This window comes from Breoghania sp. JC706 (genome assembly GCF_037026715.1).
Lineage (GTDB): Bacteria > Pseudomonadota > Alphaproteobacteria > Rhizobiales > Stappiaceae > Breoghania.
Window position 1 is genome coordinate 418,048 of sequence record NZ_JBANCG010000005.1, and the last position, 23,416, is coordinate 441,463.

General features: G+C 63.0%; 19 protein-coding genes. All 19 read right to left on the reverse strand.

Annotation, left to right across the window (positions count from 1 at the left end; all coding sequences use genetic code 11):
- Positions 1-25 precede the first annotated feature (25 nt).
- The gene (lpxA, locus tag V2L18_RS12905; protein WP_336178667.1) at positions 26-826 is read right to left on the reverse strand and encodes an acyl-ACP--UDP-N-acetylglucosamine O-acyltransferase; all 801 of its coding nucleotides are present in this window, start codon (positions 824-826) and stop codon (positions 26-28) included.
- Positions 827-833: 7 nt separating this feature from the next.
- The gene (fabZ, locus tag V2L18_RS12910) at positions 834-1,298 is read right to left on the reverse strand and encodes a 3-hydroxyacyl-ACP dehydratase FabZ (RefSeq protein WP_336178668.1); all 465 of its coding nucleotides are present in this window, start codon (positions 1,296-1,298) and stop codon (positions 834-836) included.
- Between the two features lie 75 nt (positions 1,299-1,373).
- A complete protein-coding gene (gene lpxD / locus V2L18_RS12915) occupies positions 1,374-2,423 on the reverse strand; it encodes a UDP-3-O-(3-hydroxymyristoyl)glucosamine N-acyltransferase (RefSeq protein ID WP_336178669.1) in 1,050 nt (349 codons plus the stop codon).
- A 76-nt stretch (positions 2,424-2,499) separates the two neighbouring features.
- Entirely contained in the window at positions 2,500-4,830 is a 2,331-nt protein-coding gene (gene bamA, locus V2L18_RS12920; RefSeq protein WP_336178670.1) for an outer membrane protein assembly factor BamA, read from the reverse strand.
- Between the two features lie 187 nt (positions 4,831-5,017).
- Complete coding sequence (gene rseP, locus V2L18_RS12925; protein ID WP_336178671.1) at positions 5,018-6,154, reverse strand: RIP metalloprotease RseP; 1,137 nt, start codon at positions 6,152-6,154, stop codon at positions 5,018-5,020.
- Positions 6,155-6,277: 123 nt separating this feature from the next.
- Positions 6,278-7,507 (reverse strand): 1-deoxy-D-xylulose-5-phosphate reductoisomerase, encoded by a 1,230-nt coding sequence (gene dxr / locus V2L18_RS12930; RefSeq protein WP_336178672.1) that lies wholly within the window; start codon positions 7,505-7,507, stop codon positions 6,278-6,280.
- A gap of 78 nt (positions 7,508-7,585) precedes the next feature.
- A complete protein-coding gene (locus V2L18_RS12935; RefSeq protein ID WP_336178673.1) occupies positions 7,586-8,437 on the reverse strand; it encodes a phosphatidate cytidylyltransferase in 852 nt (283 codons plus the stop codon).
- Positions 8,434-9,204: an isoprenyl transferase gene (locus V2L18_RS12940; RefSeq protein WP_336178674.1), complete on the reverse strand. Its 771-nt coding sequence runs from the start codon at positions 9,202-9,204 to the stop codon at positions 8,434-8,436. The genes V2L18_RS12935 and V2L18_RS12940 overlap by 4 nt, the downstream gene beginning before the upstream one ends.
- Before the next feature lie 33 nt (positions 9,205-9,237).
- Positions 9,238-9,801, reverse strand: coding sequence for a ribosome recycling factor (gene frr, locus V2L18_RS12945; RefSeq protein ID WP_336178675.1), 564 nt, complete (start codon positions 9,799-9,801; stop codon positions 9,238-9,240).
- 167 nt (positions 9,802-9,968) lie between these two features.
- Positions 9,969-10,688, reverse strand: a complete 720-nt coding sequence (gene pyrH / locus V2L18_RS12950) for a UMP kinase (protein ID WP_336178676.1) — start codon at positions 10,686-10,688, stop codon at positions 9,969-9,971.
- A gap of 84 nt (positions 10,689-10,772) precedes the next feature.
- Complete coding sequence (tsf, locus tag V2L18_RS12955) at positions 10,773-11,699, reverse strand: translation elongation factor Ts (protein WP_336178677.1); 927 nt, start codon at positions 11,697-11,699, stop codon at positions 10,773-10,775.
- Between the two features lie 145 nt (positions 11,700-11,844).
- A complete protein-coding gene (gene rpsB, locus V2L18_RS12960; protein WP_336178678.1) occupies positions 11,845-12,675 on the reverse strand; it encodes a 30S ribosomal protein S2 in 831 nt (276 codons plus the stop codon).
- A gap of 203 nt (positions 12,676-12,878) precedes the next feature.
- Positions 12,879-16,316 carry a DNA polymerase III subunit alpha gene (gene dnaE, locus V2L18_RS12965; protein WP_336178679.1) on the reverse strand — a complete coding sequence of 1,146 codons (3,438 nt, stop codon included), beginning with the start codon at positions 16,314-16,316 and terminating at the stop codon, positions 12,879-12,881.
- A 743-nt stretch (positions 16,317-17,059) separates the two neighbouring features.
- Positions 17,060-18,172: a patatin-like phospholipase family protein gene (locus V2L18_RS12970; RefSeq protein ID WP_336178680.1), complete on the reverse strand. Its 1,113-nt coding sequence runs from the start codon at positions 18,170-18,172 to the stop codon at positions 17,060-17,062.
- Between the two features lie 188 nt (positions 18,173-18,360).
- On the reverse strand, positions 18,361-19,053 hold the full coding sequence (locus tag V2L18_RS12975; protein ID WP_336178681.1) for an ABC transporter ATP-binding protein: 693 nt from the start codon (positions 19,051-19,053) through the stop codon (positions 18,361-18,363).
- 38 nt (positions 19,054-19,091) lie between these two features.
- Entirely contained in the window at positions 19,092-20,369 is a 1,278-nt protein-coding gene (locus V2L18_RS12980) for a lipoprotein-releasing ABC transporter permease subunit (protein ID WP_336178682.1), read from the reverse strand.
- Between the two features lie 126 nt (positions 20,370-20,495).
- A complete protein-coding gene (gene proS / locus V2L18_RS12985; protein WP_336178683.1) occupies positions 20,496-21,821 on the reverse strand; it encodes a proline--tRNA ligase in 1,326 nt (441 codons plus the stop codon).
- 836 nt (positions 21,822-22,657) lie between these two features.
- On the reverse strand, positions 22,658-22,942 hold the full coding sequence (locus V2L18_RS12990; RefSeq protein WP_336178684.1) for a DUF1467 family protein: 285 nt from the start codon (positions 22,940-22,942) through the stop codon (positions 22,658-22,660).
- Between the two features lie 31 nt (positions 22,943-22,973).
- On the reverse strand, positions 22,974-23,378 hold the full coding sequence (mce, locus tag V2L18_RS12995; RefSeq protein WP_336178685.1) for a methylmalonyl-CoA epimerase: 405 nt from the start codon (positions 23,376-23,378) through the stop codon (positions 22,974-22,976).
- Between the last annotated feature and the right edge of the window lie 38 nt (positions 23,379-23,416).

The following is a 23,416-nucleotide window of genomic DNA, read 5'->3' on the forward strand; positions in this document are numbered from 1 at the left end:
TGCTTCAATCTGATCGGAGTATGCTCTAGTCGTTCGCAGCGCGCGGCGTGCACATCCGCCGGTCGCCCGCTTCCAGGATGAAGTCCGCGACCTGCTGGACGAGCGGCACATCCGGATTTGCCGCCTTCACGGTCCGCGCCCGATCGTGGAGCGTTCCATCGTCGCTTTCGAAAAGCTCCTTGTAGGCAGCCCTAAGCGCATGGATCTGCTCGCGCGGGAAATTGCGGCGCTTCAGACCAACCAGATTGAGGCCCGACAGACGCGCACGATTGCCCATCACCATGCCGAAGGGAATGAGATCGTTCTCCAGACCCGCCAGCCCGCCGACGAATGCGTGCGCGCCGACGCGCGTGAACTGGATCACCGCCGCACCGCCACCCATGATGACATTATCGCCGACGGAGACATGTCCGGCGATCATCACGTTGTTGGAGAGCACGATGTTGGACCCGAGGATGCAGTCGTGACCGACATGGGAATTGGCCAGGAATGCACAGCGATCCCCCACCACGGTACGCCCGCCGCCCCCCTCGGTGCCGGCGTTCATCGTGACGCCTTCGCGAAGAATGCAGTCGCTGCCGATTTCCAGGGTCGCCCGCTCGCCGCGATACTTCAGATCCTGGGCCTGATGTCCGATCGAGGCAAAGGGGAAAATCACCGTTCGCGCACCGACACGCGTTTCCCCAGCCACGACCACGTGCGACTTCAGCTCAACGCCCTCTCCCAGAACCACCTTCGGGCCCACATGGCAGAAGGGGCCGACGATTGCGCCCTCCCCGACCTCCGCGCCGTCTTCGACAATCGCAGAGGGATGGATCTTTGTCATTTCAGGCTCACTCATCAACCAGCATTGCAGCGACTTCGGCTTCCGCGACTTTCCCGCCATCTACCTTTGCAACGCATGCGAACTTCCAGATGTTGCCGCGGCTTTTGATCTTCTTCACATGGAACTCGACCCGATCGCCAGGGACCACGGGCTTGCGGAACTTCGCGTTGTCGATCGTCATGAAGTAGACGAGCTGAGGTGAGCCTTCCGTGCCCTTGGCATGGACGCAGAGCGCGCCGGCCGTCTGTGCCATGGCCTCGATCAGCAACACGCCGGGCATGACCGGATGACCCGGGAAGTGGCCCATGAAGTGCGGCTCGTTGATCGTCACATTCTTGATACCAATGCACGACTCGTCGCCGTTCATCTCGATGATCTTGTCGACCATCAGAAACGGATAGCGATGCGGCAGCATCCTCATGATGCGCAGGATATCGGCGCTGCCCAACTCCGTCTGCTGTTCTTCGCTCATGGTCTTGCTCGTCGGTCCTGTCGTTAACCCGCTCAGGCGTCGGGCAGTCCCATTATTGCCCCCGCCAGATCCCTGTCAGCTTTTGTCTGCCGCGCTCTTTTCCGCAAGGCGCTGTAATGCCGTCATCTCGCGGAACCACTGGCGCACCGGCTTGGCAGGCACGCCGCCATAGCGTCCTCCGGCCGGAATGTCATCCCGGACAACGCTGACGGCGGCTATTTGCGCACCCATTCCGATGGAAACATGCCCGTTGACGCCCGTCTGGCCGCCGATCGCGACATAGTCGCCCAAAGTCGCGCTGCCGGAAATACCCACCTGAGAAACCAGGACGCAGTGGCGGCCGACAACGACGTTGTGGCCGATCTGAACCTGATTGTCGATCTTCGTGCCCTCGCCGATGATCGTATCGCGGTTGGCGCCGCGGTCGACCGTCGTGTTGGCACCGATCTCGACATCGTCCTGCACCACCACGCGACCGATCTGCGGCACCTTGAGGTGACCCTCAAGCCCCATCGCAAATCCGAAGCCGTCCTGACCTATGCAGACGCCCGGATGCAGGATCACGCGGTTTCCGATCAGCGCGTGCTGGACGGTGACATTGGGACCGATCGAGCAGCCGCGGCCGATCCGGCAACCGGCGGCGATGACCGCGTTCGCGCCGACAACGGTGCCGGCACCGATCTCCACCTGCGGCCCGACCACCGCTCCCGCCTCGATGCGAACATCCGCCTCGATGGAAGCGGACGGGTCCACATGCGCGCGGGCATCTATCCCGGCGCCGGCTCCGCACGCGCCCTCAGGGCGCATGGCTGCAGCGTAAAGGTGGGCCATGACCTTTGCCAGCGCCCGGTAGGGATCGCGCGTCAGGAGAGGGATGACACCTTCAGGCACACGGGCAAGGAACTTCTTGGCGACAAGGCAGGCTGCCGCCCGCGTTCCCTCAAGCTGCGTGACGTAGCGGGGATTGTCGAGAAAGACGAGGGTACCGTGGTCCGCGGCGTCGAGCGGGGCGACGCCGGTAATCAGCGTGGAGGCATCTCCGCGCACGATTTCCGCCTCGGCCCACGCGGCAATCTGGCTGACCGGCACCGAAGCCGGGACCGGAAAAAAGACCGGATCGTTCATGAGAGCTGTCCAAAAAGTTGAACGGCCGCCACTCTGGGAAGAGCGGCGGCCGATCCAAGCGTTACGTCGCGGCGGATCAGAAGCGGGTGCCGCCACCGATGCGGAAGATCTGCGTCTCGTCCGCATCGTTCTTCATCACGGGGACCGCGAAATCTGCACGCAGCGGACCGAACGGCGACTTCCAGAGGATGCCGAAGCCGACGGAAGCACGAAGATCGAAGTCATTGGAAACGAGAGTTGTAGCCTCCGACTTCAGATCGTCTTCGATGTTCCACAGCGAACCCGCGTCGGCAAAGACCGCACCGGCCAGACCAAACTCCTCCGGCACACCCGGGAAGGGGAAGGTCGCTTCGGCGGTCGCGGCAAAGTAGTAGGTACCACCCAGAGCCTCGTCATCGCTGCCAACATCACGCGGACCGATGCCGTTGGTCTCGAAACCGCGGATCGTCTCACCGCCAATGAAGAACTGGTCGGTGAACTTCAACCGCTTGCCGATGCCCTGTATCTGACCGGCCGTCCCCTTCAGCATGCCGACCAGCCCCCAATCGGGAACGAGTTCGCGGTAGTAGCGGCCCTCGACGGTCGTCTTCAGGTAGCGCGCATCTCCGCCCACGCCGGCGAATTCCTGCTGGAACTTCGCATAGATGCCGTCGCGCGGATTGGCGTTGTCGTCGAGCGTGTTGTAGACGAGCGAGTACCCGACCAGCGAGGTAATCCGGGACCCCTCCGCATCCTCCAGAACCTTGGAGGCGTCGTCGGACAGATCGGAGATCTTGGTCTGGTAGATCTTGTAGAACAGGTTCAGCCGCAGCTCGTCATCGCGAAGGGGAAGACCGAAGCCGAAGCCGCCGCCCGTCTCCTTCTGGGTGTAGTCGCGAACCGAGTTTTCCTCATAGACGTGCTGGTAGGCTTCCAGCGACAGCGAGATGCGCCGACCAAGGAAATACGGCTCGGTGAAGTTGAAGTCGTAGGTGTGCTTGTCGGTACCACCGCCGACCGCCACCCGGACATACTGACCGCGACCGAGGAAGTTCTTCTCGGTGAGTGAGATGTCGCCGATCACGCCATCCGACGTCGAATAACCGATACCGAAGGAGACTTCACCCGTCGACTGCTCCTCGACATCGACATTGACGATCACCCGATCCGGCGCGCTGCCGCGCTCCGAAGTGATCTTCACGTCCTTGAAAAACTGGAGCTTCTTCAGCCGCCGCTCCGCCTTGTCGAGCAGAACGCGGTTGTAGGCATCGCCCTCGGCGATATCGAACTCGCGGCGAATGACGTACTCGCGGGTGCGGTCGTTGCCACGGATGTTGATCCGCTCCACGTAAACCCGCGGACCTTCCTCGATGTAATAGGTGAGAGAGATCGTGTGGTTCTCGTAGTCGCGATCGGCACGCGGACGAACCTGCGCAAACGCATAGCCACGATTGGCGGCCTCAATGGTGAGGTCCTCCAGCGTCTTCTCCACCTCTTCGGAATTGTACGTCTCGCCGGGATGCGTCCGCACGTAGGACTGCAGCGATTCCGTATTCACGCCCTGCAGGGAGGAAACGACGTCGACATCGCCAAACGTGTACTTGTCACCCTCGTCAACCGTGAAGGTCACATAGAAGACGTTCTGCTCGCGATCGAGATCGGCGACCGCCGAAACGATCCGGAAGTCCGCATAGCCGTGCTTGTAGTAGAACCGGCGCAGCAGCTCCTGGTCCGCATTCAAACGGTCCGGATCATAGATGTCGGTCGTGCGCAGCCAACTCAGGAACCCACTCTGGCGCGTACGGATGACATCCCGCAGACGGCCGTCGGAGAAGTTCTTGTTGCCGATGAAGGTGATGCGCTCGACGCCGGTCTTCGTCCCCTCGTTGATCTCGAACACCAGATCAGCGCGATTGTTGCTGCGATCGATGATCTTCGGATCGACGGTCGCCCGGAAGCGACCGGAGCGACGGTAGGCCTCGAGGATGCGCTGCACATCCGACTGGATCCGGGCCCTGGTCAGAACGGAGCGCGACTTGGACTGAATGACGCCGGTGAGCGCCTCGTCGCTGAGCTTCTTGTTACCTTCGAACGAAATCCGATTGATGATCGGGTTCTCGGTAACCGTCACGACGAGGTTCGGCCCCTGCGTCGTCACATCGACGTTGGCGAACAGCCCCGTCGCAAACAGCGCCTTGATCGATTCGTCGATATCCGCGGCGCCATAGGGGCGCCCCGGCTTGATGGTCACGTAGGAGCGCACCGTTTCGTCCTCGACGCGCGTGTTGCCACGCACGACGATGGCACGCGCAACCGCGGCCTCCGCGGATCCAACCAGATTACCAATACCCCCCGGCAGCAGCGCAATGGCGCCCAAAAGAGCCAGTGTGAGAACCGATACCCGGAACAGCTTGTTGAGAATGCGCATAGAGACGCTATGCCTTTTTTCTTCGAATTCCCCGGAGCGACCGCGCACGCATGTGATGCGGCACGCCGATCGACGCTAGTCGTTTTACAGGCTTTGAAAAGGGACGCAACCACTTAGCGCGGACTGCCCGAAATTCGCGACAAGCGTTGCCTCCGCGCCACGCCGCGATCTCTCCCCCCTCTCGCGGTCAGCCACCCAAGAGATGCTTCACATCATTGAACGTTGCGAAGATCATCAACATGAAAACCAGCGCAAGTCCAACCCTGAAACCGAAATCCTGAACCTTTTCAGGCAGAGGCCGCCCGAAAGCGGCCTCATAGGCATAAAATAGCAGATGCCCGCCATCGAGCATCGGGATCGGCATCAGGTTGATGAGGCCGATACTGACCGAGAGGACCGCGGCGAGGTTCAGCAAGGCGGCCAGACCGAGCGTCGCCACCTGTCCGGAGAACTGCGCGACCCGAATCGGCCCCCCGAGCTGATCGGCGGATTCGCGCCCAGCGAAGATGCCTCCGATGTAGGCGCCCGTGCGTGCGACGACGTACCAGGTCTCCTTCGCGCCCTCCCCGACCGCCTCGACCGGATTGTAGCTCACCGTATAACGATCGTCAGGCCGCGTGTTCTGCCGCAGCCCAAGCATGCCCACCTTTTGCGCATTGCCGAACTGGTCGGTGAACTCGCGCAGCTTCGGCGTGGCGACGAGATCGACCGGTGTACCGTTGCGCTCCACCGTGATCTCGAGAGGAACACCGGCGCTGACGGTCACGATCCGCTGTATGTCGGCAAAACTGCGGATCGCCTCGCCGTCTATCGACCGGATCACATCGCCGGGCTCGAAGCCGGCTTCGGATGCGGCGCTTTCGGCCTGAACGGAATCGACCCGCGGCACCGTGTAGGTGCGACCGTAGATCGTGAAGAGCGCGGCGAAGATGACGATGGCGAGAATGAAGTTGGCAATCGGTCCGGCCGCGACGACCGCAGCCCGCTGCCAGACAGACTTGGCATGGAAGTTACCCTCGCGCTCTTCCTCGCTCATGCGACTGACGGCTTCGCGATCGGGCACCGAGGCTGCGTTGTCGTCGCCGGCGAACTTCACGTAGCCACCCAGCGGAATCATCGAGATTTTCCAGCGGGTGCCGTGACGATCATCGAATCCGACGAGTTCCCTCCCGAATCCGACGGAGAACGCGGCCACCTTCACGCCGCACCAGCGCGCGACCAGGAAATGCCCAAGCTCGTGGAAGAACACGACGATGGTCAGCACAAAAAGAAAAGGGACCAAGTATCCCCACGCCAGAGTGCCGATATCAGTCAGTATAGCCATTCACCTAACCGCTTTGCTTCAAGTCCCGCACCGTAACACAGGAGGGTTACCGAATTCGAATCCGGCCGAAGACAACTTCGAACGTCCACTCTCCGCTCCCACCGCGGCGCGAATGAGGCGGGATCAGGGCCAGCCGGCCGACGCGGAAAAAGTCTTCTCGCCAATCCCGGCGACCGCCTCGCGCGCTCGCTCCCGGCCGATCCGGTCGAGCGAAAGCGCCGCATCGAGACTGTCCGGCTCGCGGAGATCGCCCGCCCGTTCCGCCGTCTCGATGACGTTGCGAACGACGGGGACGATATCGCCAAAGCCGATCTGTTTTTCAAGAAACGCCGCGACCGCGATCTCGTCGGCAGCATTGAGCAAGGCCGTCGCCCCCTGCCCCCTCATCAGGGCCTCCCGCGCCAGCAAGAGCGCGGGAAAGCGGTCCGTATCCGGACGTTCGAAGGTCAACGTTCCAAGATCCGCGAGGTCGAGCCTGCGCGTCGGCACCTCGATGCGCCGCGGCCAGGCCATGCAGTGGGCAATGGGCGTGCGCATGTCGGGCGCGCCCAGCTGCGCCAGCAGCGAACCGTCGCAATATTGCACGAGGCCATGCACCGTGGATTGCGGATGGACCAGCACGTCCAGTTGATCCGCTTCAAGCGGGAACAGATGGAACGCCTCGATGATCTCGAAGCCCTTGTTCATCAGCGAGGCGGAATCGATCGTGATGCGCGCGCCCATCGTCCAGTTGGGATGACGAAGCGCAGCCTCGGGCGTGGCCGCCGCAATTTCAGACCTGGTCCATGTGCGGAAAGGGCCACCCGAGGCGGTCAGGATCACCTTCTCCACCTGCCCGGCATTGGCCGTCTCGAAGACCTGGAACAAAGCGTTGTGTTCGGAATCGACCGGCAGGATGGTCGCACCGCAGCGCGCAGCTTCGCGCATCACGAGACCGCCCGCACAAACGAGCGATTCCTTGTTGGCGAGCGCCACGGCCCGCCCCTGCTGCACGGCGGCCAGAGTGGGAGCGAGCCCGGCCGCCCCAACGATCGCGGCAACGACCATGTCGGCCGGCATTCCGGCGGCCTCCACGACCGCCGCCTCTCCTGCGGCGGCCTCGATCCCGGTTCCGGCCAGCGCGTCGCGCAGATCCTCCAGGCGAGACGGATCCGCCACGACCGCCCGTTGCGCTCCAAGCTCCCTTGCCTGGTGCGTGAGGCGTTCGACATTCCGGTTGGCCACCAGGGCCACAACCTCGAAGCTGTCGCGGTGCCGGCAGATCAGATCGACCGTATTACAGCCGATCGACCCGGTGGATCCGAGCACGACGACGCGCAGCGGATTCTCGCGCCGCTCAAGTGACACATTCACGACTTCGGACAATTTCCTGTTCCCGTATCAGCTTCGCCGCAGGCAACGCGCAGGCTCACGACGAAGGAAACGGCCTTGCTACTGCATCGCAAGACCAAGCGACGGATCCCCGCCGCCGCTCGCGGCCAATCCGATGGCGTAAGCCGCGACAGTCGCGGCCAACAGACCGTCGACCCGGTCCATGATACCACCGTGGCCGGGGATGAGCGTTCCTGAATCCTTCACGCCGAAATGGCGCTTGAGCGCCGATTCCGCCAGATCGCCGAGCTGCGACGCAACGGAGAGCGGCAATGCGACCAGCGCGACGACCAGCGGCGCCCCTATCCCGCTGATCATCGAGACCGCCCACGCAGCCAGCGCGCCGCCAGCAAGCCCGCCGATCGCGCCGGACCAGGTCTTCTTCGGAGAAACCGCCGGCCAGAGTTTCGGCCCACCGAGGGTGCGACCGACAAAATAGGCGGCGATGTCGGTTGCCCACGTCAGAGCCACGACGACGGCGACGGCCCACAGGCCGTTGTCGCCAAGCCGCAACGCACTGAGCGCGATCACCGGCAATCCGGCATAAAGGACGCCGAGCGCGATCCATGGCGGCCGGCCGGACAGAAGCGACAGCAAGCCGACGATGATCATCGTATCGACGATGAACATCGCCGCGTAGAAATTGCTCGACCACCACACGCCGGCCACCGCTGCAACCAGACCGAAGGCGGCGAACAGCGCGACGAAATCCCTGCTATGGGTGATCCGGCTCCATTCATCGAGAACGAGCAGTCCCGCGACCGCGATGACGACGAGAAACAGCCAGCTCCCATACCAGACAACGAACAGAAAGAGGGGCGCAAGGACAAGGGCGGAGACGACGCGCGTGACCAGATTTGATGGTCCGGCGGGCTTTTCTGGTTCCGTGCCGGATGTGTCGTCCCTGCTCATGGAGCGACCTGCGAAGACACGCGGCCAAAGCGGCGTTCGCGCTTGGCATAAGCCGCAAGCGCCTTATCGAAGGCGGCTTCGTCATAATCTGGCCAGAGCGCAGGTTCGAAATAGAATTCGGCATAGGCAGCCTGCCAGAGCAGGAAATTCGAAAGCCGCTGCTCGCCGCTGGTTCGGATGATCAGATCGGGATCGGGGATGTCGGCGGTATAGAGTCGTTCCGTTATCGCCTCGCTGCAGATCGCCTGCGGATCGAGCGTCCCGGCGGCAACGTCGTCGGCAAGGCGCCGCACGGCGTCGACCAGTTCCTGCCGGCTGCCATAGTTGAAAGCCACCACCAATGTGAGAGCGGTATTTTCGCAGGTGAGCCGTTCGGCTTCCTCCAGCAGAGCACGAATATCGCTCGCCAGCCCCTCCCGCGCGCCGATAACACGGACACGCACGCCGTTCTTGTGCAGATTGGCGAGATCCGTGCGCACGAAACGGCGCAGAAGCCCCAGAAGATACGAGACTTCGCTCGGCGGCCGGGACCAGTTTTCCGACGAGAAGCTGAAGAGCGTGAGGGTCTCTACACCCGTCTCGATGCTGCGCTGCACGATCCGGCGGATGACCTCGGCACCGCGCCGGTGTCCCTCGGTGCGGGGCAAGCCGCGCGCCTTGGCCCACCGGCCGTTGCCGTCCATGATGATGGCGACATGGCGAGGCACACAACCATCTGCGGACGGTTGCCGGGCGGCCAGATCACTCGCATCTGCGGTAAAGGTCATAATGGTCCAGCCGTTTCTCCACGGAACGCCGCGTCAGACTTGAGAGATTTCCTTTTCCTTGCGCTCCACCACAACATCGATCTCGGCGATCATGTCGTCTGTGAGTTTCTGCACATCATCGGACAAGCCGCGCTGCTCGTCCTGGCTGATCTCGCCGTCCTTCTCCAGCTTCTTCAGAAGCTCCATGCCGTCGCGGCGCACGTGCCGCACAGCCACGCGCGCCTGCTCGGCATACTTGTGCGCAACCTTGGCCAATTCCTGACGACGCTCTTCGTTCAGTTCGGGAATCGGAAGCCGCAGGTTCGTGCCGTCGATCACCGGATTCAGGCCGAGGCTGGAATTGCGGATGGCTTTTTCCACCGCACCCACCATGCCCTTGTCCCAGACCTGAATGGAGACCATGCGCGGCTCGGGAACCGAGATCGTGCCGACCTGGTTGATCGGCATCTGCTGGCCATAGGCTTCGACAGTGATCGACTCGAGCATGCTGGAAGAGGCACGCCCTGTGCGCAAGCCGGAAAGTTCCGTCTTCAGAACCGAAATGGCGCCTTCCATGCGGCGCTTCAGATCCTTGATGTCGAGTTGAGCGTCTGCCATCGTTTCCTCTCGTGCATATCTGCGGTGCCGAAGCGCATCCTGCGCCGTCCGCCCCCTGGTCGGTCGCCGTTGAAGGCAGACAGTCAAGCCCGTCGTCGGCCCTGCCCGCCTTCAGCGGCCGACGCTTCGTGCCGCACCTTCGTGACGTTCGCCGTCTGATGTTCGGCCTAGTCGCTGACGATCGTCGCCCGCCCCTTGCCTCGCAGAACCTCCACGAGCGCGCCGGGGGTGTGAATCGAGAACACGATTACCGGAATAGCATTGTCGCGGGCAAGGGCTATCGCCGCCGCATCCATGATGTTCAGGCCCTTTGCCAGAACTTCCTGGTGCGTGAGCTTGTCATAGCGCACCGCATTCGGGTCTTTCTTGGGATCGGCGGAATAGATGCCGTCCACGTTGGTCGCCTTGAGAAGGGCATCGCATTCCATCTCCGCGGCGCGCAGCGCAGCGCCTGAGTCGGTCGTGAAGAACGGATTGCCGGTCCCGCCGACGAAGACGAGAACCTCGCCTGCCGCGAAGCGGTCATCGGCCGCGCGCTGCGTGAAGGTTTCGCAGATACTCGGCATCTGCACGGCGGAGAACACCCGCGCCGGGATCCCCTGCCCGCGCAGCGCATCGGCAAGCGCAAGGCCGTTCATGACCGTGGCGAGCATGCCCATGTGATCGCCTGTCGCCCGCGACGCGCCCTTGGCCGCGACCTGGACGCCGCGAAAAATGTTACCGCCACCGACGACGAGGCCGATCCGCACCCCCAACCGGACCGCATCCGCGATGTCGTGGACGATACGTGCGACCACATCCGGGTCGATGCCGAAGCCCTGGCTTCCCATCAGCGCTTCGCCGGAGAGCTTGAGCAGAACGCGCCGCCAGCGCAGATCGTCGGTCATTCTTGTTTTCCTTTAGCGGGGAGTGAAGCGGCACCGATTGCAGACATAAAAAGGGCGCCGGATCGCTCCGACGCCCCAAAGGCTTTAGTTGCCGGAAGTCGCCGCTGCGACCTCGGCTGCGAAATCCGTCTCTTCTTTCTCGATACCCTCGCCAAGGGCATAGCGAACGAAGCCCGTCACCTTGACGGCGGTGCCAAGCTCCGTGGCAAGCGCGGCAACGGCGGCTTCCACGGTCTTGTCGGGGTCGATGACGAAGGCCTGCTTCAGCAGCGTCGACTCTTCGTAGAACTTGCGCATGCGGCCTTCCACCATCTTCTCGATGATGTTCTCCGGCTTGCCGGACTCGCGCGCCTGCTCCGAATAGACCTGACGCTCGCGCTCGGCCACTTCCGGATCGACCTCTTCCGCGGACAGGGCCAGCGGGTTGGTCGCCGCGATGTGCATCGCGATCTGGCGGCCCAGAGCGGAAAGCTTGGCGGTGTCGCCGGTGGACTCCAGACCGACGAGCACGCCGATCTTGCCGATCCCGTCACCCGCGGCATTGTGCACGTAGGTGGCGACGACGCCGGCCGGAACCGAAACGGTCGCCGTGCGGCGCAGCGTCATGTTCTCGCCGATCGTGGCGATCAGGTCCTTGAGGGCAGCATCGATCGTGCCGGACTTGCCCGGATAGTCTGCAGCCGCAAGCTTCTCCACATCGCCATCGACGCCGAGAGCGGCCTTGGAAACGTCGGACACAAAGCCCTGGAAATTCTCGTTGCGGGCGACGAAGTCGGTCTCGGAATTGACCTCGACGACGGCGGCCTTGTTGCCGGCCTCTGCAACGCCCACGAGACCTTCGGCCGCAACGCGACCGGCCTTCTTCGCGGCCTTCGCGAGACCCTTGGTGCGCAGCCAGTCGATCGCGGCTTCCATATCGCCGCCGTTTTCGCTGAGCGCGTTCTTGCAATCCATCATGCCGGCTCCGGTCTTTTCGCGGAGCTCTTTCACCATCGCAGCGGTAATGGTCATCGGTGCCTCTCGTGATGCTGAGGATCCCCGACCAGCAGCAGCCCGCCGGGCATCATACGTGAAACGACGGCCGCACAGCGGTCTGCCCGCCGGCGGCCCCTCGTTCTGTCTTCTACCGTGCCGCGCATGACGCGGCGACGAACGCTCAGGCCTCGCCGGCGGTCGTGTTCGCCGTCTCGGCGGTCTCGGTCGCAACGACCTCCTCGGCAGCCTCTTCGGCTTCCAGAGCCGGCTCGTCGAGCACCTCTTCAGCGGCACCGAGGTCAAGCCCCATGCCGCCCTGCGCGCGGGCGATGCCATCGATGGCGGCGCGCGAGATCAGATCGCAGTAGAGCTGGATGGCGCGGCCTGCGTCGTCATTGCCCGGAACCGGATAGGTGATGCCGGCCGGATCGCAGTTGCTGTCGAGGATTGCGGCAACCGGAATACCCAGACGACGGGCTTCCTGAATGGCGATGGCTTCGCGGTTGGTATCGATCACGAAGATAAGGTCGGGGATGCCGCCCATATCCTTGATACCGCCGAGGTTGCGCTCCAGCTTGTCGCGCTCGCGGTCCATGAAGAGCCGCTCTTTCTTGGTCAGCTTCGCGGTGACCTGCTCGCTGGAGAGCATCTCCTCGAGCTTGCGCAGACGCTGAATGGCGCCGGAGATGGTCTTCCAGTTGGTCAGCATGCCGCCGAGCCAGCGGGCGTTGACGAAATACTGCGCGGACTTGCGCGCGGCATCCGCCACCGGCTCCTGAGCCTGACGCTTGGTGCCGACGATCAGCACGCGGCCGCCGGCGGCGACCGTGTCGGAAACGGCCTTCAGCGCCTGGTGCAGAAGCGGAACCGTCTGCGACAGGTCGATGATGTGGACGTTGTTGCGCACGCCGAAGAGGTAATCACCCATCTTCGGGTTCCAACGGTGCTTCTGGTGACCGAAGTGGACGCCGGCTTCCAGCAGCTGGCGCATGGTAAAATCAGGCAAAGCCATGCCTTGGTATCTCCGTTTTTCCGGTTAGCCTCCACGGAGCGGTAACGGGAAGACCCGATCACCGGATGGACAGAGGCGCAGTCGCGCCGCCCTGCTCCGCGTGTGGAATGGGCGCCTTATAGTGCGCGCGGAGAACCGTTTCAAGGCATCAATGGCACGAAGCAGGGAAGAAACCGGATCAAGACGACGCAAAGGCCGCGAACTCAGGCCATCTCCACCTGCACCACGCCCTTGATCGACTTCAGTGCGCTGGCGACCTGGGGTGAAATCTGGTAGCGGCCGGGAAGCTGTACCTCGACCTCGCGCGCACCGTCCTCAAGCAGGCAGACGACCGAGACATCGCTGTCGCCGCGATGGGAAAGATATCGTCTCAGGCTCTCCACGGGCGTGTCGTCGCGCAGGAAGATCTTGAGGCTCTTGTGGATGCGGTTGGCGACCACCTCAAGCGGCTCCACCGACTGGATGCGCACGCCGATCCCCTCCTCCTTCACCTCCGCGGCAACGATCAGCACGACCGACCGGCCCACCTCCAGAAGATCGCGGAACTGCGCCAGTCCTTCCGAGAACAGGACGGCCTCGTACTGGCCGGTGGGATCGGAGACGCGGACAATTCCCATCTTGTTGCCCGTCTTGGTCTTGCGCTCCTGACGCGATGTGACCGTTCCGGCCAGCCGCCCGGCGGCGGCGCCGCGCTTCACCGAGGCTTCGAAATCCGCCCACATCTGCACCCGCATGCGATCCATCACGCCGCGATACTGATCGAGCGGATGCGCGGACAGATAGAACCCGACGGCGGCGTGTTCCCGCGCGAGCTTTTCTTCCGGAAGCCACGGCTCCACCCGCGACAGACGCAGGGGCTCGGGCGCGCCCATGCCGAAGATGTCGCCCTGTCCCGAACTCGCGTTCTCCTCCGCGCGCTGCGCCTCGCCCATGATGCGGTCGATCCCGGCCATGAGCTTGGCCCTGTCCTTGTCGAGACAATCGAAGCTGCCGGCGGCGATCAGGCTTTCCAGCGTGCGCTTGTTCATCTGCTTGGGGCTGATGCGGCGCGCGAAATCGCCGATGTCGCGGAACGGACCGCCGGCCTCGCGGACGTTCTCGATATGCTCGACCACATGGCCGCCGACGCCCTTGATGGCGGCCAGCGAATAGATGATCGCCCCGTCCTGCACGTCGAAATAGTGGCAGGAGCGATTGATATCGGGCGAGACGACATCGATGCCCATGCGCTGGGCCTCACGACGGAAATCGTTGAGCTTGTCGGTATTGCCCATGTCGAGCGTCATCAGCGCGGCCAGGAACTCGACCGGATGGTTCGCCTTCATCCAGGCGGTCTGGTAGGCGACAAGCGCGTAGGCGGCGGCGTGCGACTTGTTGAAGCCGTAATTCGCGAACTTGGCGACGAGATCGAAGATCGTCTTGGCCTGCGAGGCGGCGACCCCGTTCTTGGCCGCCCCCTCGACGAAGCGGGAGCGCTGGACCTCCATTTCGGCCGCGATCTTCTTGCCCATGGCGCGGCGCAGCAGGTCGGCGTCGCCGAGCGAATAGCCGGCGAGGATCTGCGCCAGCTGCATCACCTGCTCCTGGTAGATGATGATGCCGTGGGTTTCCTTGAGGATCGGCTCCAGCTTGGGATGCATGAAGTCCGGCTCTTCCTCACCATGCTTTCGCTTGTTGTAGGTGGGGATGTTATCCATCGGGCCCGGACGATAGAGCGCCACGAGGGCGATGATGTCCTCGAACCGGTCGGGCTTCATACCCGCGATGGCACGGCGCATGCCGGCACTTTCCAGCTGGAAGACACCGACGGTCTCACCGTTCGTCAGAAGCTTGTAGGTCGGAGGATCGTCGAGCGGGATGGTGGACAGATCCACCTCGATGCCGCGCCGCGCAATCAGCTTGACGCCCGTCGACAGCACCGTGAGCGTCTTCAGTCCGAGAAAGTCGAACTTGATGAGGCCGGTCTTTTCCACCCACTTCATGTTGAACTGGGTGACCGGCATGTCGGAGCGCGGATCGCGGTAGAGCGGGACGAGCTGCTCCAGCGGCCTGTCGCCGATCACGACACCGGCGGCATGCGTGGAGGCATGCCGGTACAGCCCCTCCAGTTTCTGGCCGATGGTGAGGAGCTTGTTGACGATTTCCTCGTCCTGCGCCGCCTGCTGCAGGCGCGGCTCTTCCTCGATCGCCTGTTTCAGCGTGACGGGATTGGCCGGGTTCTGCGGCACGAGCTTGCACAGCCGGTCGACCTGGCCATAGGGCATCTGCAGCACGCGGCCGACATCGCGCAGCACGACGCGGGCCTGCAGCGTACCGAAGGTGATGATCTGCGCCACCTGCCCGCGCCCATACTTCTCCTGCACATAGCGGATCACCTCTTCACGGCGGTCCTGGCAGAAGTCGATATCGAAGTCCGGCATCGACACGCGTTCGGGGTTGAGAAAGCGTTCGAACAGCAGATTGAAGCGGATGGGATCAAGGTCGGTGATGGTGAGTGACCACGCCACAAGCGAACCGGCGCCCGATCCGCGGCCCGGCCCGACGGGGATGCCGTGGGCCTTGGCCCATTTGATGAAGTCCGCAACGATAAGGAAGTAGCCCGGGAACTTCATCGAGGTGATGATGCCGAGCTCGAAATCGAGGCGCTTCTCGTAGTCCTCATGTTCATGCCCCGGCGCAAGCCCGTGCGCGGCGAGCCGCCTTTCAAGCCCCTCCCGCGCCTGGCGGGCGAGTTCGTCCGCCTCCGCCTGTTCCGCCTCTTCCGGATCGGCGTCGGCACCGGCGAAGCGCGGCAGCAGCGGCGGACGCTTGGGCACGCGCACATGGCAGCGTCGCGCGATTTCGACCGTGTTTTCCGTCGCCTCAGGCAGATCAGCGAACAGCTCGACCATTTCCGCGCGCGACTTGAAATAATGCTCCGGCGAAAGGTGCCGGCGATCGTCCTCAATGATGACGCGGCCTTCCGAAATGCAGATCAGCGCATCATGGGCTTCATAGTCGTCGGCGGTGGGGAAGAAGGGTTCGTTGGTTGCGACGAGAGGAAGAGACTCGTCATAGGCGAACTCGACGAACGCTCCTTCGCACTGACGCTCCTCCGCCATTCCGTGGCGCTGAAGCTCGACGTAGAGCCGGTCGCCGAACATTTCCTTCATGCGCCTCAGGCGTGCCCGCGCGACATCTTCCTGCCCGGCCATGATCGCGCGACCAAGCGGTCCGCCGACGCCACCGGAAAGGGCGATCAGACCGCTCGAATGCGAGGCCAGAAGCTCCGCCGGCACATGTGGACGGATGCCGGTTTCGGTATCGATGAAGGAGTGGCTGACCAGCTCGACAAGCCGCGCAAAGCCGTCATCATCGGCCGACAGCAGTACAATCTCGGGATAGGCGTCGCCTGCCTTGCGATGATCGCCGTCATCGCCCCAGTCGACGGCAAGCTGGCAACCGATGATCGGCTGAACGCCGGAACCGGACGCCTTTTCCGAAAATTCCAGGGCACCGAAGAGATTGCCGCTGTCGGTTATGGCGAGCGCTGGCTGGGCATCGGCTTGGGCAAGCTTGATCAGTTTCGGGATCGGCAGCGCGCCCTCAAGCAGAGAAAAGGCGGAATGAACGCGCAGGTGAACGAAGCCGACATCGGCCATGAGGCGATTTCCCGTAGATCGGACAGAGCAGCCTTCGCGGGCATGTCGGCCCGGATCACAGGAAGGCGCCCCAAAGCAACGCCCGGACCATATTCCCGGCGGACGGGCCAAGATGATCCCGCCCCGGTGCGCTCCGGACCTCGAGGCCCGGCGTATTCGCCGGACATGGATACGCACTCAACGTCTCAGGCCCCGCCCCCCGCGCATGCGGCAAACCGCGCCAAGCCAACCTCAACGCAAACCGGTGTGTGCAAGGCCCGACAGGTCGGAAGCGCCCCAGAAGCGACTACGAATCCTTTTCCAGTGTTCCGCGAGCGGCGGGCGGTGTCGAGGGCAACATCCAGATCTCTTCCCGCTATGCACAGCCGCAGGCCCGCAGCCCGTTACCGCCTGCCCGGAATTCAGCCGATCTGCGCCAAAACGTCGATCCAGATTGAGAACGAAAGCCCGAAAAGGACGAGAACACCAAAGGCGACCATATCGCGAGCGATCTGAAGCATCTGTCTCTCCACAGGATAACCACTGTTTGATCACACTTTGTTCTATTTTTGTTCGTCCTGCAAGATTTTATTCGTCCCCGCAATTCCGGAGGACTATGTAGGTAAACTGGCCATTAACGCGGGCCGCGACGGTTTAGAAAACCGATGGCGCGAGCCGTCGGAAAACCGGACCGGCCCGACGGTGCGCTACCGGGAGATGGGACTACGTATCGAGGGGCACGCATGCCCTGCGCATCAGTTTCCTCATGCGTCCCGCGCCAGATCGAAGACCGCGATGCCGTCTTTCGGCTTGCCTCGGGAAAGCCATTTGGGATGTCGCAGTGTGCGCGACACATCGTTGGCTCCCGCCCTCCAATGCTCCTCGACCGAAGCCCGGGAGAATTCGTAATCCTTGGATTGTTTGGTGTAAGGCGCCAGACGGTGGATCAGGTGCACCACCGTCACGTCCACATCGCTCCCACCCTGCTTCAGATATAGGGCGTCAGCATCCTGCTTCAGATCTTCCGGCAACTTGTCATAGAGACGGCTTGCAGCTCTTCGCATCTGCTGCAACTCCCGAAACCGATCCGTATTGAGGCGGGTCCGGGAGGAGTAACGGATATCCTTGACCCGATGTTCCACATCCCAGATCGTTTGCGGCACCGCCCCGCGCGCATCGAAGAGATCGATCTGGAACAGCAGCATGTCCTCTTCCGGACCGGTGCCATCCAGGACGTATTGCAACGGCGTGTTGGAGACGAGCCCGCCATCCCAGTAGACCTGACCTTCGATCTCCACCGGCGGAAAGCCGGGAGGCAGCGCGCCGCTCGCCATGATGTGATCGACAGTCACGACCATGCGGTCGGTATCGAAATAGACGAAATTGCCGCTGGTTACATTGACGGCACCGACGCTGAGGCGCACCGAGCCCGAATTCAGGAGATCGAAATCGACGAGTTCGAGCAGCGTCTCCCGCAATGGCTCCGTGTCATAAAAGGAGATCGCGTTGCAGGATCCCCTCGGACTGAGAACCGGCGACAGAAGCCGCGGACGGAAAAACCCCGGCAAACCGAAGGCGGTCGTCATCGCGGCGCTGGCTTCGTTGAACCAGGAGCGGTAATCGGTCCCTTCCGGCGGAACCGCCATCAGATTGCCGGACAGCCGGTTCCAGAACCGGGAAAGCTGCTCGATGCGGGTCTCTGGCGGATTGCCCGCGATGATTGCCGCGTTGATCGCGCCGATGGAGATGCCGGCAACCCAGTCCGGCGCCCAGCCCGCCTTCATCAAGCCCTCATAGGCCCCGGCCTGATAGGCGCCAAGGGCGCCTCCGCCCTGCAGAACCAGTCCGACCAGTTCCGCTCTTTGTCTGTCCGCCATCGAGATCCCATCCCACATTGCACAGTCGCCCTTCAGAAGCGATGTTGCACTGCAAAATAAGGTAACGGTGTGGCAGCAAGCGCCAGGCGGAACCACGACGCGGGCCTGCCCGAGGGCAGCGAAAGGCGCGCCCCACTATCGAGGAGCGGCCGCGGGTGCAGCCAGCCCGTACCGGGCGCGCCGACAGGTCAGAGTTCGACGATCTTGCCCTTCGACAGGGTGATCCGGCGATCCATCAGGTTTGCCAGTTCCATGTTGTGGGTGGCAAACAGCGCCGCCAGGCCGCTGGCCCGTACCAGGCTCGCCAAGGCCTCGAAGACATAGGACGCCGTCTCCGGATCGAGATTGCCGGTCGGCTCGTCCGCCAGCAACACCCGTGGGGCATTGGCGACGGCGCGGGCGATGGCCACGCGCTGCTGTTCGCCGCCGGAAAGCTCCGAGGGTCGATGGTCGGCACGCGCCTCCAGCTTCATGTACTTGAGAAGCTGAAGCGCCCGGCTGGCGGCCTCCGCCTTCGAAAGGCCCCGGATCATCTGCGGCATGGCGATGTTCTCAAGCGCCGTGAACTCCGGCAGCAGGTGATGGAACTGGTAGACGAAGCCGATATCGAGCCGGCGAATGCGGGTGCGGGCATCCTCCGACAGCTTGGAGCAGGCGCGCCCGCCGACGTAGACCTCGCCCTCGTCGGGCCGGTCGAGAAGCCCCGCGATATGAAGCAGCGTCGACTTTCCGGCCCCGGACGGGGCGACCAGCGCCACCGTCTCGCCGGCCCGCAGCCGGAGATTTGCCCCGGAGAGGATCTCCAGAGTCCTTTCGCCTTCGCGATAGCGCCGACCGACATCGATGAGCGCCAGCGCCGCGTCCGAAGTCCCGTTGGACATTGAGGCCTCGGCGGAGTTCTGAGTGGAAGCGGATGCTGTCATTCGTAGCGCAGAGCCTCCACCGGATCGAGACGGGCCGCCCGCCATGCGGGATAGAGCGTGGCGAGGAACGACAGCACCAGCGCCATCACCACCACGGAGGTGGTCTCGCCCGCGTTCATGTCCGCCGGCATCTTGGACAGGAAATAGAGTTCCGGCGAAAAGAGTTCCGTCCGCGTCAGCCAGGAGATGAACTGGCGGATGCTCTCGATGTTCAGGCAGACGATCCACCCGAGCAGCAGCCCGGCCAGGGTTCCGAACGTACCGATGCTGGCGCCGGTGATCATGAAGATCCGGAGGATCGCGCCGCGGGTCGCCCCCATCGTGCGCAAGATCGCGATGTCGTGGCTTTTGTCCTTCACCAGCATGGTGAGGCCCGAAATGATGTTCAGCGCCGCCACGATCACGATGAGCGTGAGGATCAGGAACATGACGTTCCGCTCCACCTCCAACGCGGAGAAGAACGTGGTGTTGCGCTGCCGCCAGTCGGTGACAATGCACGGCCGCCCGGCGGCTTCCTCGATCGTGTCCCGCATGCCGGAGATCGCATCGGGGTCATTGAGGAAGACATCGATCGCCGTCGCCTGTCCGTCCATGTTGAAATAGAGTTGCGCTTCGGGGAAAGGCAGAAAAGCGATCGTGCCGTCATATTCCGACATGCCGATCTCGAAAATCGCCACCACCTTGTAACCCTTGATGCGCGGGGTGACGCCCATGGGCGTGACGCTGCCGCGCGGTGTCACGAGCGTCACCGTATCGCCCACCACCACGCCGAGGGAGCGGGCCATTCGGGACCCGATGGCGATGCCCCCCGCCTTGTCGAAATTGTCGAGACTGCCGGCGACGAGCTTGCTCGAGACGAGCGGCAGGCGATCGAGATCGTGCTGCGTCACGCCGCGCACGAGCGCGCCGAAGGCGCCAGCCGGGCCGGAGACGAGCCCCTGCCCCTCGACGAACGGCATGGCGAAGCGTACGCCGGGCACGCTCTCCAGCCTGGAGGCGACCGCATCGTAATCATCAAGTGGACTGTCGATCGGCTGCACGAGAAGATGGCCGTTGATGCCCAGGATCTTGGAGATCAGCTCCCCGCGAAAGCCGTTCATGACCGCCATGACGATGATCAGTGTCGCCACGCCCAGCATGATTCCGATGAAGGAGAAGCCGGCTATGATGGAAATGAAGGTCTCGCGCCGGCGGGCGCGCAGATAGCGCCCCGCCAGCATCCACTCGAAGGCCGCAAAGGGCCTCGTTGCGCTCGGCTCGGTGGCCGCGTTCATACCCTGCTCCCGTCTACCATCGCCGCCCCGGGCACCGCCACAGGCGGCGACCTCAAGGGAATCACCTTGTGCTGCATCAAGTTGACCGGTTTAGGACGGCGGCCGCAATGGCCACCGGAAAACGTCTCAGCCTTGTGCGCCGGTCAGTCGCGCAAGCGCGGCATCGATCGACAGCGTCTCACGCTCGCCGGTCGCGCGGCGCTTCAGTTCGACCTCGCCGGTTGCCAGCCCTCTGGGGCCGACGATGAGCTGCCACGGCAGGCCGATCAGGTCCATGGTGGCGAACTTCGCCCCGGCACGCCCATCCGTATCGTCATAAAGAACGTCGACGCCGGCCCGGTTCAGTTTCTCGTAAAGATCAGCGCACGCCGCGTCGGTCGCCGCGTCGCCGGACTTCAGGTTGATCAGGCCGACCTGGAAAGGTGCGACCGCATCCGGCCAGATGATGCCGTCGTCGTCGTGGCAGGCCTCGATGATGCCGCCGACGAGGCGGGAGACGCCGATGCCGTAGGAGCCCATGTGGACGGGCAGATCGCCGCCGTCGGGCAGGGCCACCTTCGCGCCCATCGGCTCGGAGTATTTCGTACCGAAATAGAAGATGTGGCCGACCTCGATGCCGCGCGCGGAGACCTGCTTGTCTTCCGGGATCTCGGCGAAGGCTGCCGCATCGTGCATCTCGTCGGTCGCGGCGTAGGCCCGCGTCCATTCATCGACGATCGGCGTCAGATCCTTGGAGAAGTCGGTGTCCTCGCCGGGAACATCGAGCTCCAGCATATCCCTGTGGCAGAAGACCTGGCTTTCGCCTGTCGAGGCGAGAATGATGAACTCATGGCTCATGTCGCCGCCGATCGGCCCCGTATCGGCGCGCATCGGGATCGCCTTCAGGCCGAGGCGGGCATAGGTGCGCAGGTAGGCCACGAACATGCGGTTGTAGGCATGGCGCGCGGCTTCCTTGTCCGTATCGAAAGAATAGGCGTCCTTCATCAGGAACTCGCGCCCACGCATGACGCCGAAGCGAGGCCGGCGCTCGTCACGGAACTTCCACTGAATATGATAGAGGTTCAGCGGCAGGTCCTTGTAGGAGCGGACGTAGGAGCGGAAGATCTCGGTGATCATCTCCTCGTTCGTCGGTCCGTAGAGCATCTCGCGCTCGTGACGGTCCTGGATGCGCAGCATCTCCGCGCCATAGGCATCGTATCGGCCGCTCTCGCGCCAGAGATCCGCCGACTGGATGGTCGGCATCAGAAGCTCCACCGCGCCGGCCCGATCCTGCTCCTCGCGCACGATCTGTTCGATCTTGCGCAAGACCCTGTAGCCAAGCGGCAGCCAGGCGTAGATGCCGGCGGACTGCTGGCGGATCATGCCGGCGCGCAGCATCAGGCGGTGCGAGACGATCTCCGCCTCGCGAGGAGCCTCCTTGAGGATGGGGAGGAAGTAGTTTGAAAGGCGCATCGTTGGGCTCTTCGTTCTGGATTTCTGCGCGCAGCAGTCTGGCGGGCAGTCAAACCGCATGACCGCCCAAAACACAAGCCCCGCCGGGGATAATACGCCCCGGATTTTCAAAGCCCGCGCCGACCGCCACGCCAAGGTCCTTTGCCGCCTGATAAATGATCACGATGCCTGATGCATGAATTTTATGCAGCACCCGCACAAATAGGTGACAGCACTGAGACGTTCCGTTATGTTGATCACACAATAAGGATCTCCCCTAGAGGGAAAGGTCCACAAGAGGCATCGCGGTCTGAGTCTTGGGAGGAAGAGCTCTCTGGCGCACTAAAAGGATCCTAAAGATCCGGAGGTTGCAGCCGCCAAGGAACCGATACACTCGGAAATCCAAGGCACGAGAGTTTTTGGACGCGGAACTTAAATAAGCAAGGCTTCGGCCTTGCTTATTTTTTGCCTCGAATATTTACTCACATTGATTGAGAAATTGAGCGGCGGCGTGTGGCTCGGATCTGACGGACTGCGCGCTGCCCACATCTCAGGCAACTTCATCTTTTTTCGGGAATCTCTTGCTTGAAATGGGCTTTTACCAGCTCACTCTCGCGCAGCCTTATGCAGCCGCGCCAGAAGGGGCAGCGACATAGCCCAAAGCCAGGGCGCAATTTCCATCATTAAGGGTGGGATGAAAAAGATACAGCGTCGCAAGACGGCCGAGGGCCGGAGGACATGCCCCCAATCCGGCAGACAGATGGGCCACCGGTACCGCGCCTCCACCGAGCGCGCCGCAACTGCGACAATGCGGGGAGGGTTACGGCGATAATCCGCCGCGCGGCGATGGCCGGCGCTCAGCTGTAGCTTTCGCTCGTGAAGCCAACCGGCATCGGGATGTCGTCCAGCGTCAGACCGGAATAGGTGATGACCCAGTAGACGGCAGCCGTCACCACCGCAGCGACGACCGTCGTGGCAAACACCTTGCGCAGCATCAGCGGACGACTCGGCGCCCCCGGCATGGAGCCTGGTTCAATCCGGTCGCCCGCCTCCTCCTGGCTCCGCACGCCGAAGGGGAGCACCGCAAACAGCACCACCCACCAGATAATGAAATAGATCGCGAGCCAGCTCACGAAGCCCATCGCGCGTCCTCCCCCGAATTGCGTGCCGACCTCAGGCCTGCTCGAGCTCCGTCAACGTACCGCCAAAATCCTTCGGGTGAAGGAAGAGAACCGGCTTGCCGTGGGCGCCGATCTTCGGTTCGCCATCCCCCAGCACCCTCGCCCCTTTTTCCACCAGGCGGTCACGCGCATAGAGGATATCGTCCACCTCGTAGCAGACATGATGCATGCCGCCATTCGGGTTCTTCTCAAGAAACTTCGCGATCGGAGAATTTTCACCGAGCGGCTCCAGCAGCTCTATCTTGGTGTTGGGCAATTCGATGAAGACTGTGGTGACGCCGTGGTCCGGCTGGGGGGTCGCCTGGGATACGTGGGCCCCCAGCGTGTCTCGATAGATGGCGGTGGCCGCCTCAAGATCGGGAACCGCGATTGCCACGTGATTGAGACGTCCGATCATCTTCTTCAAATCTCCCAGATATTTCCCATTGCAAAGGC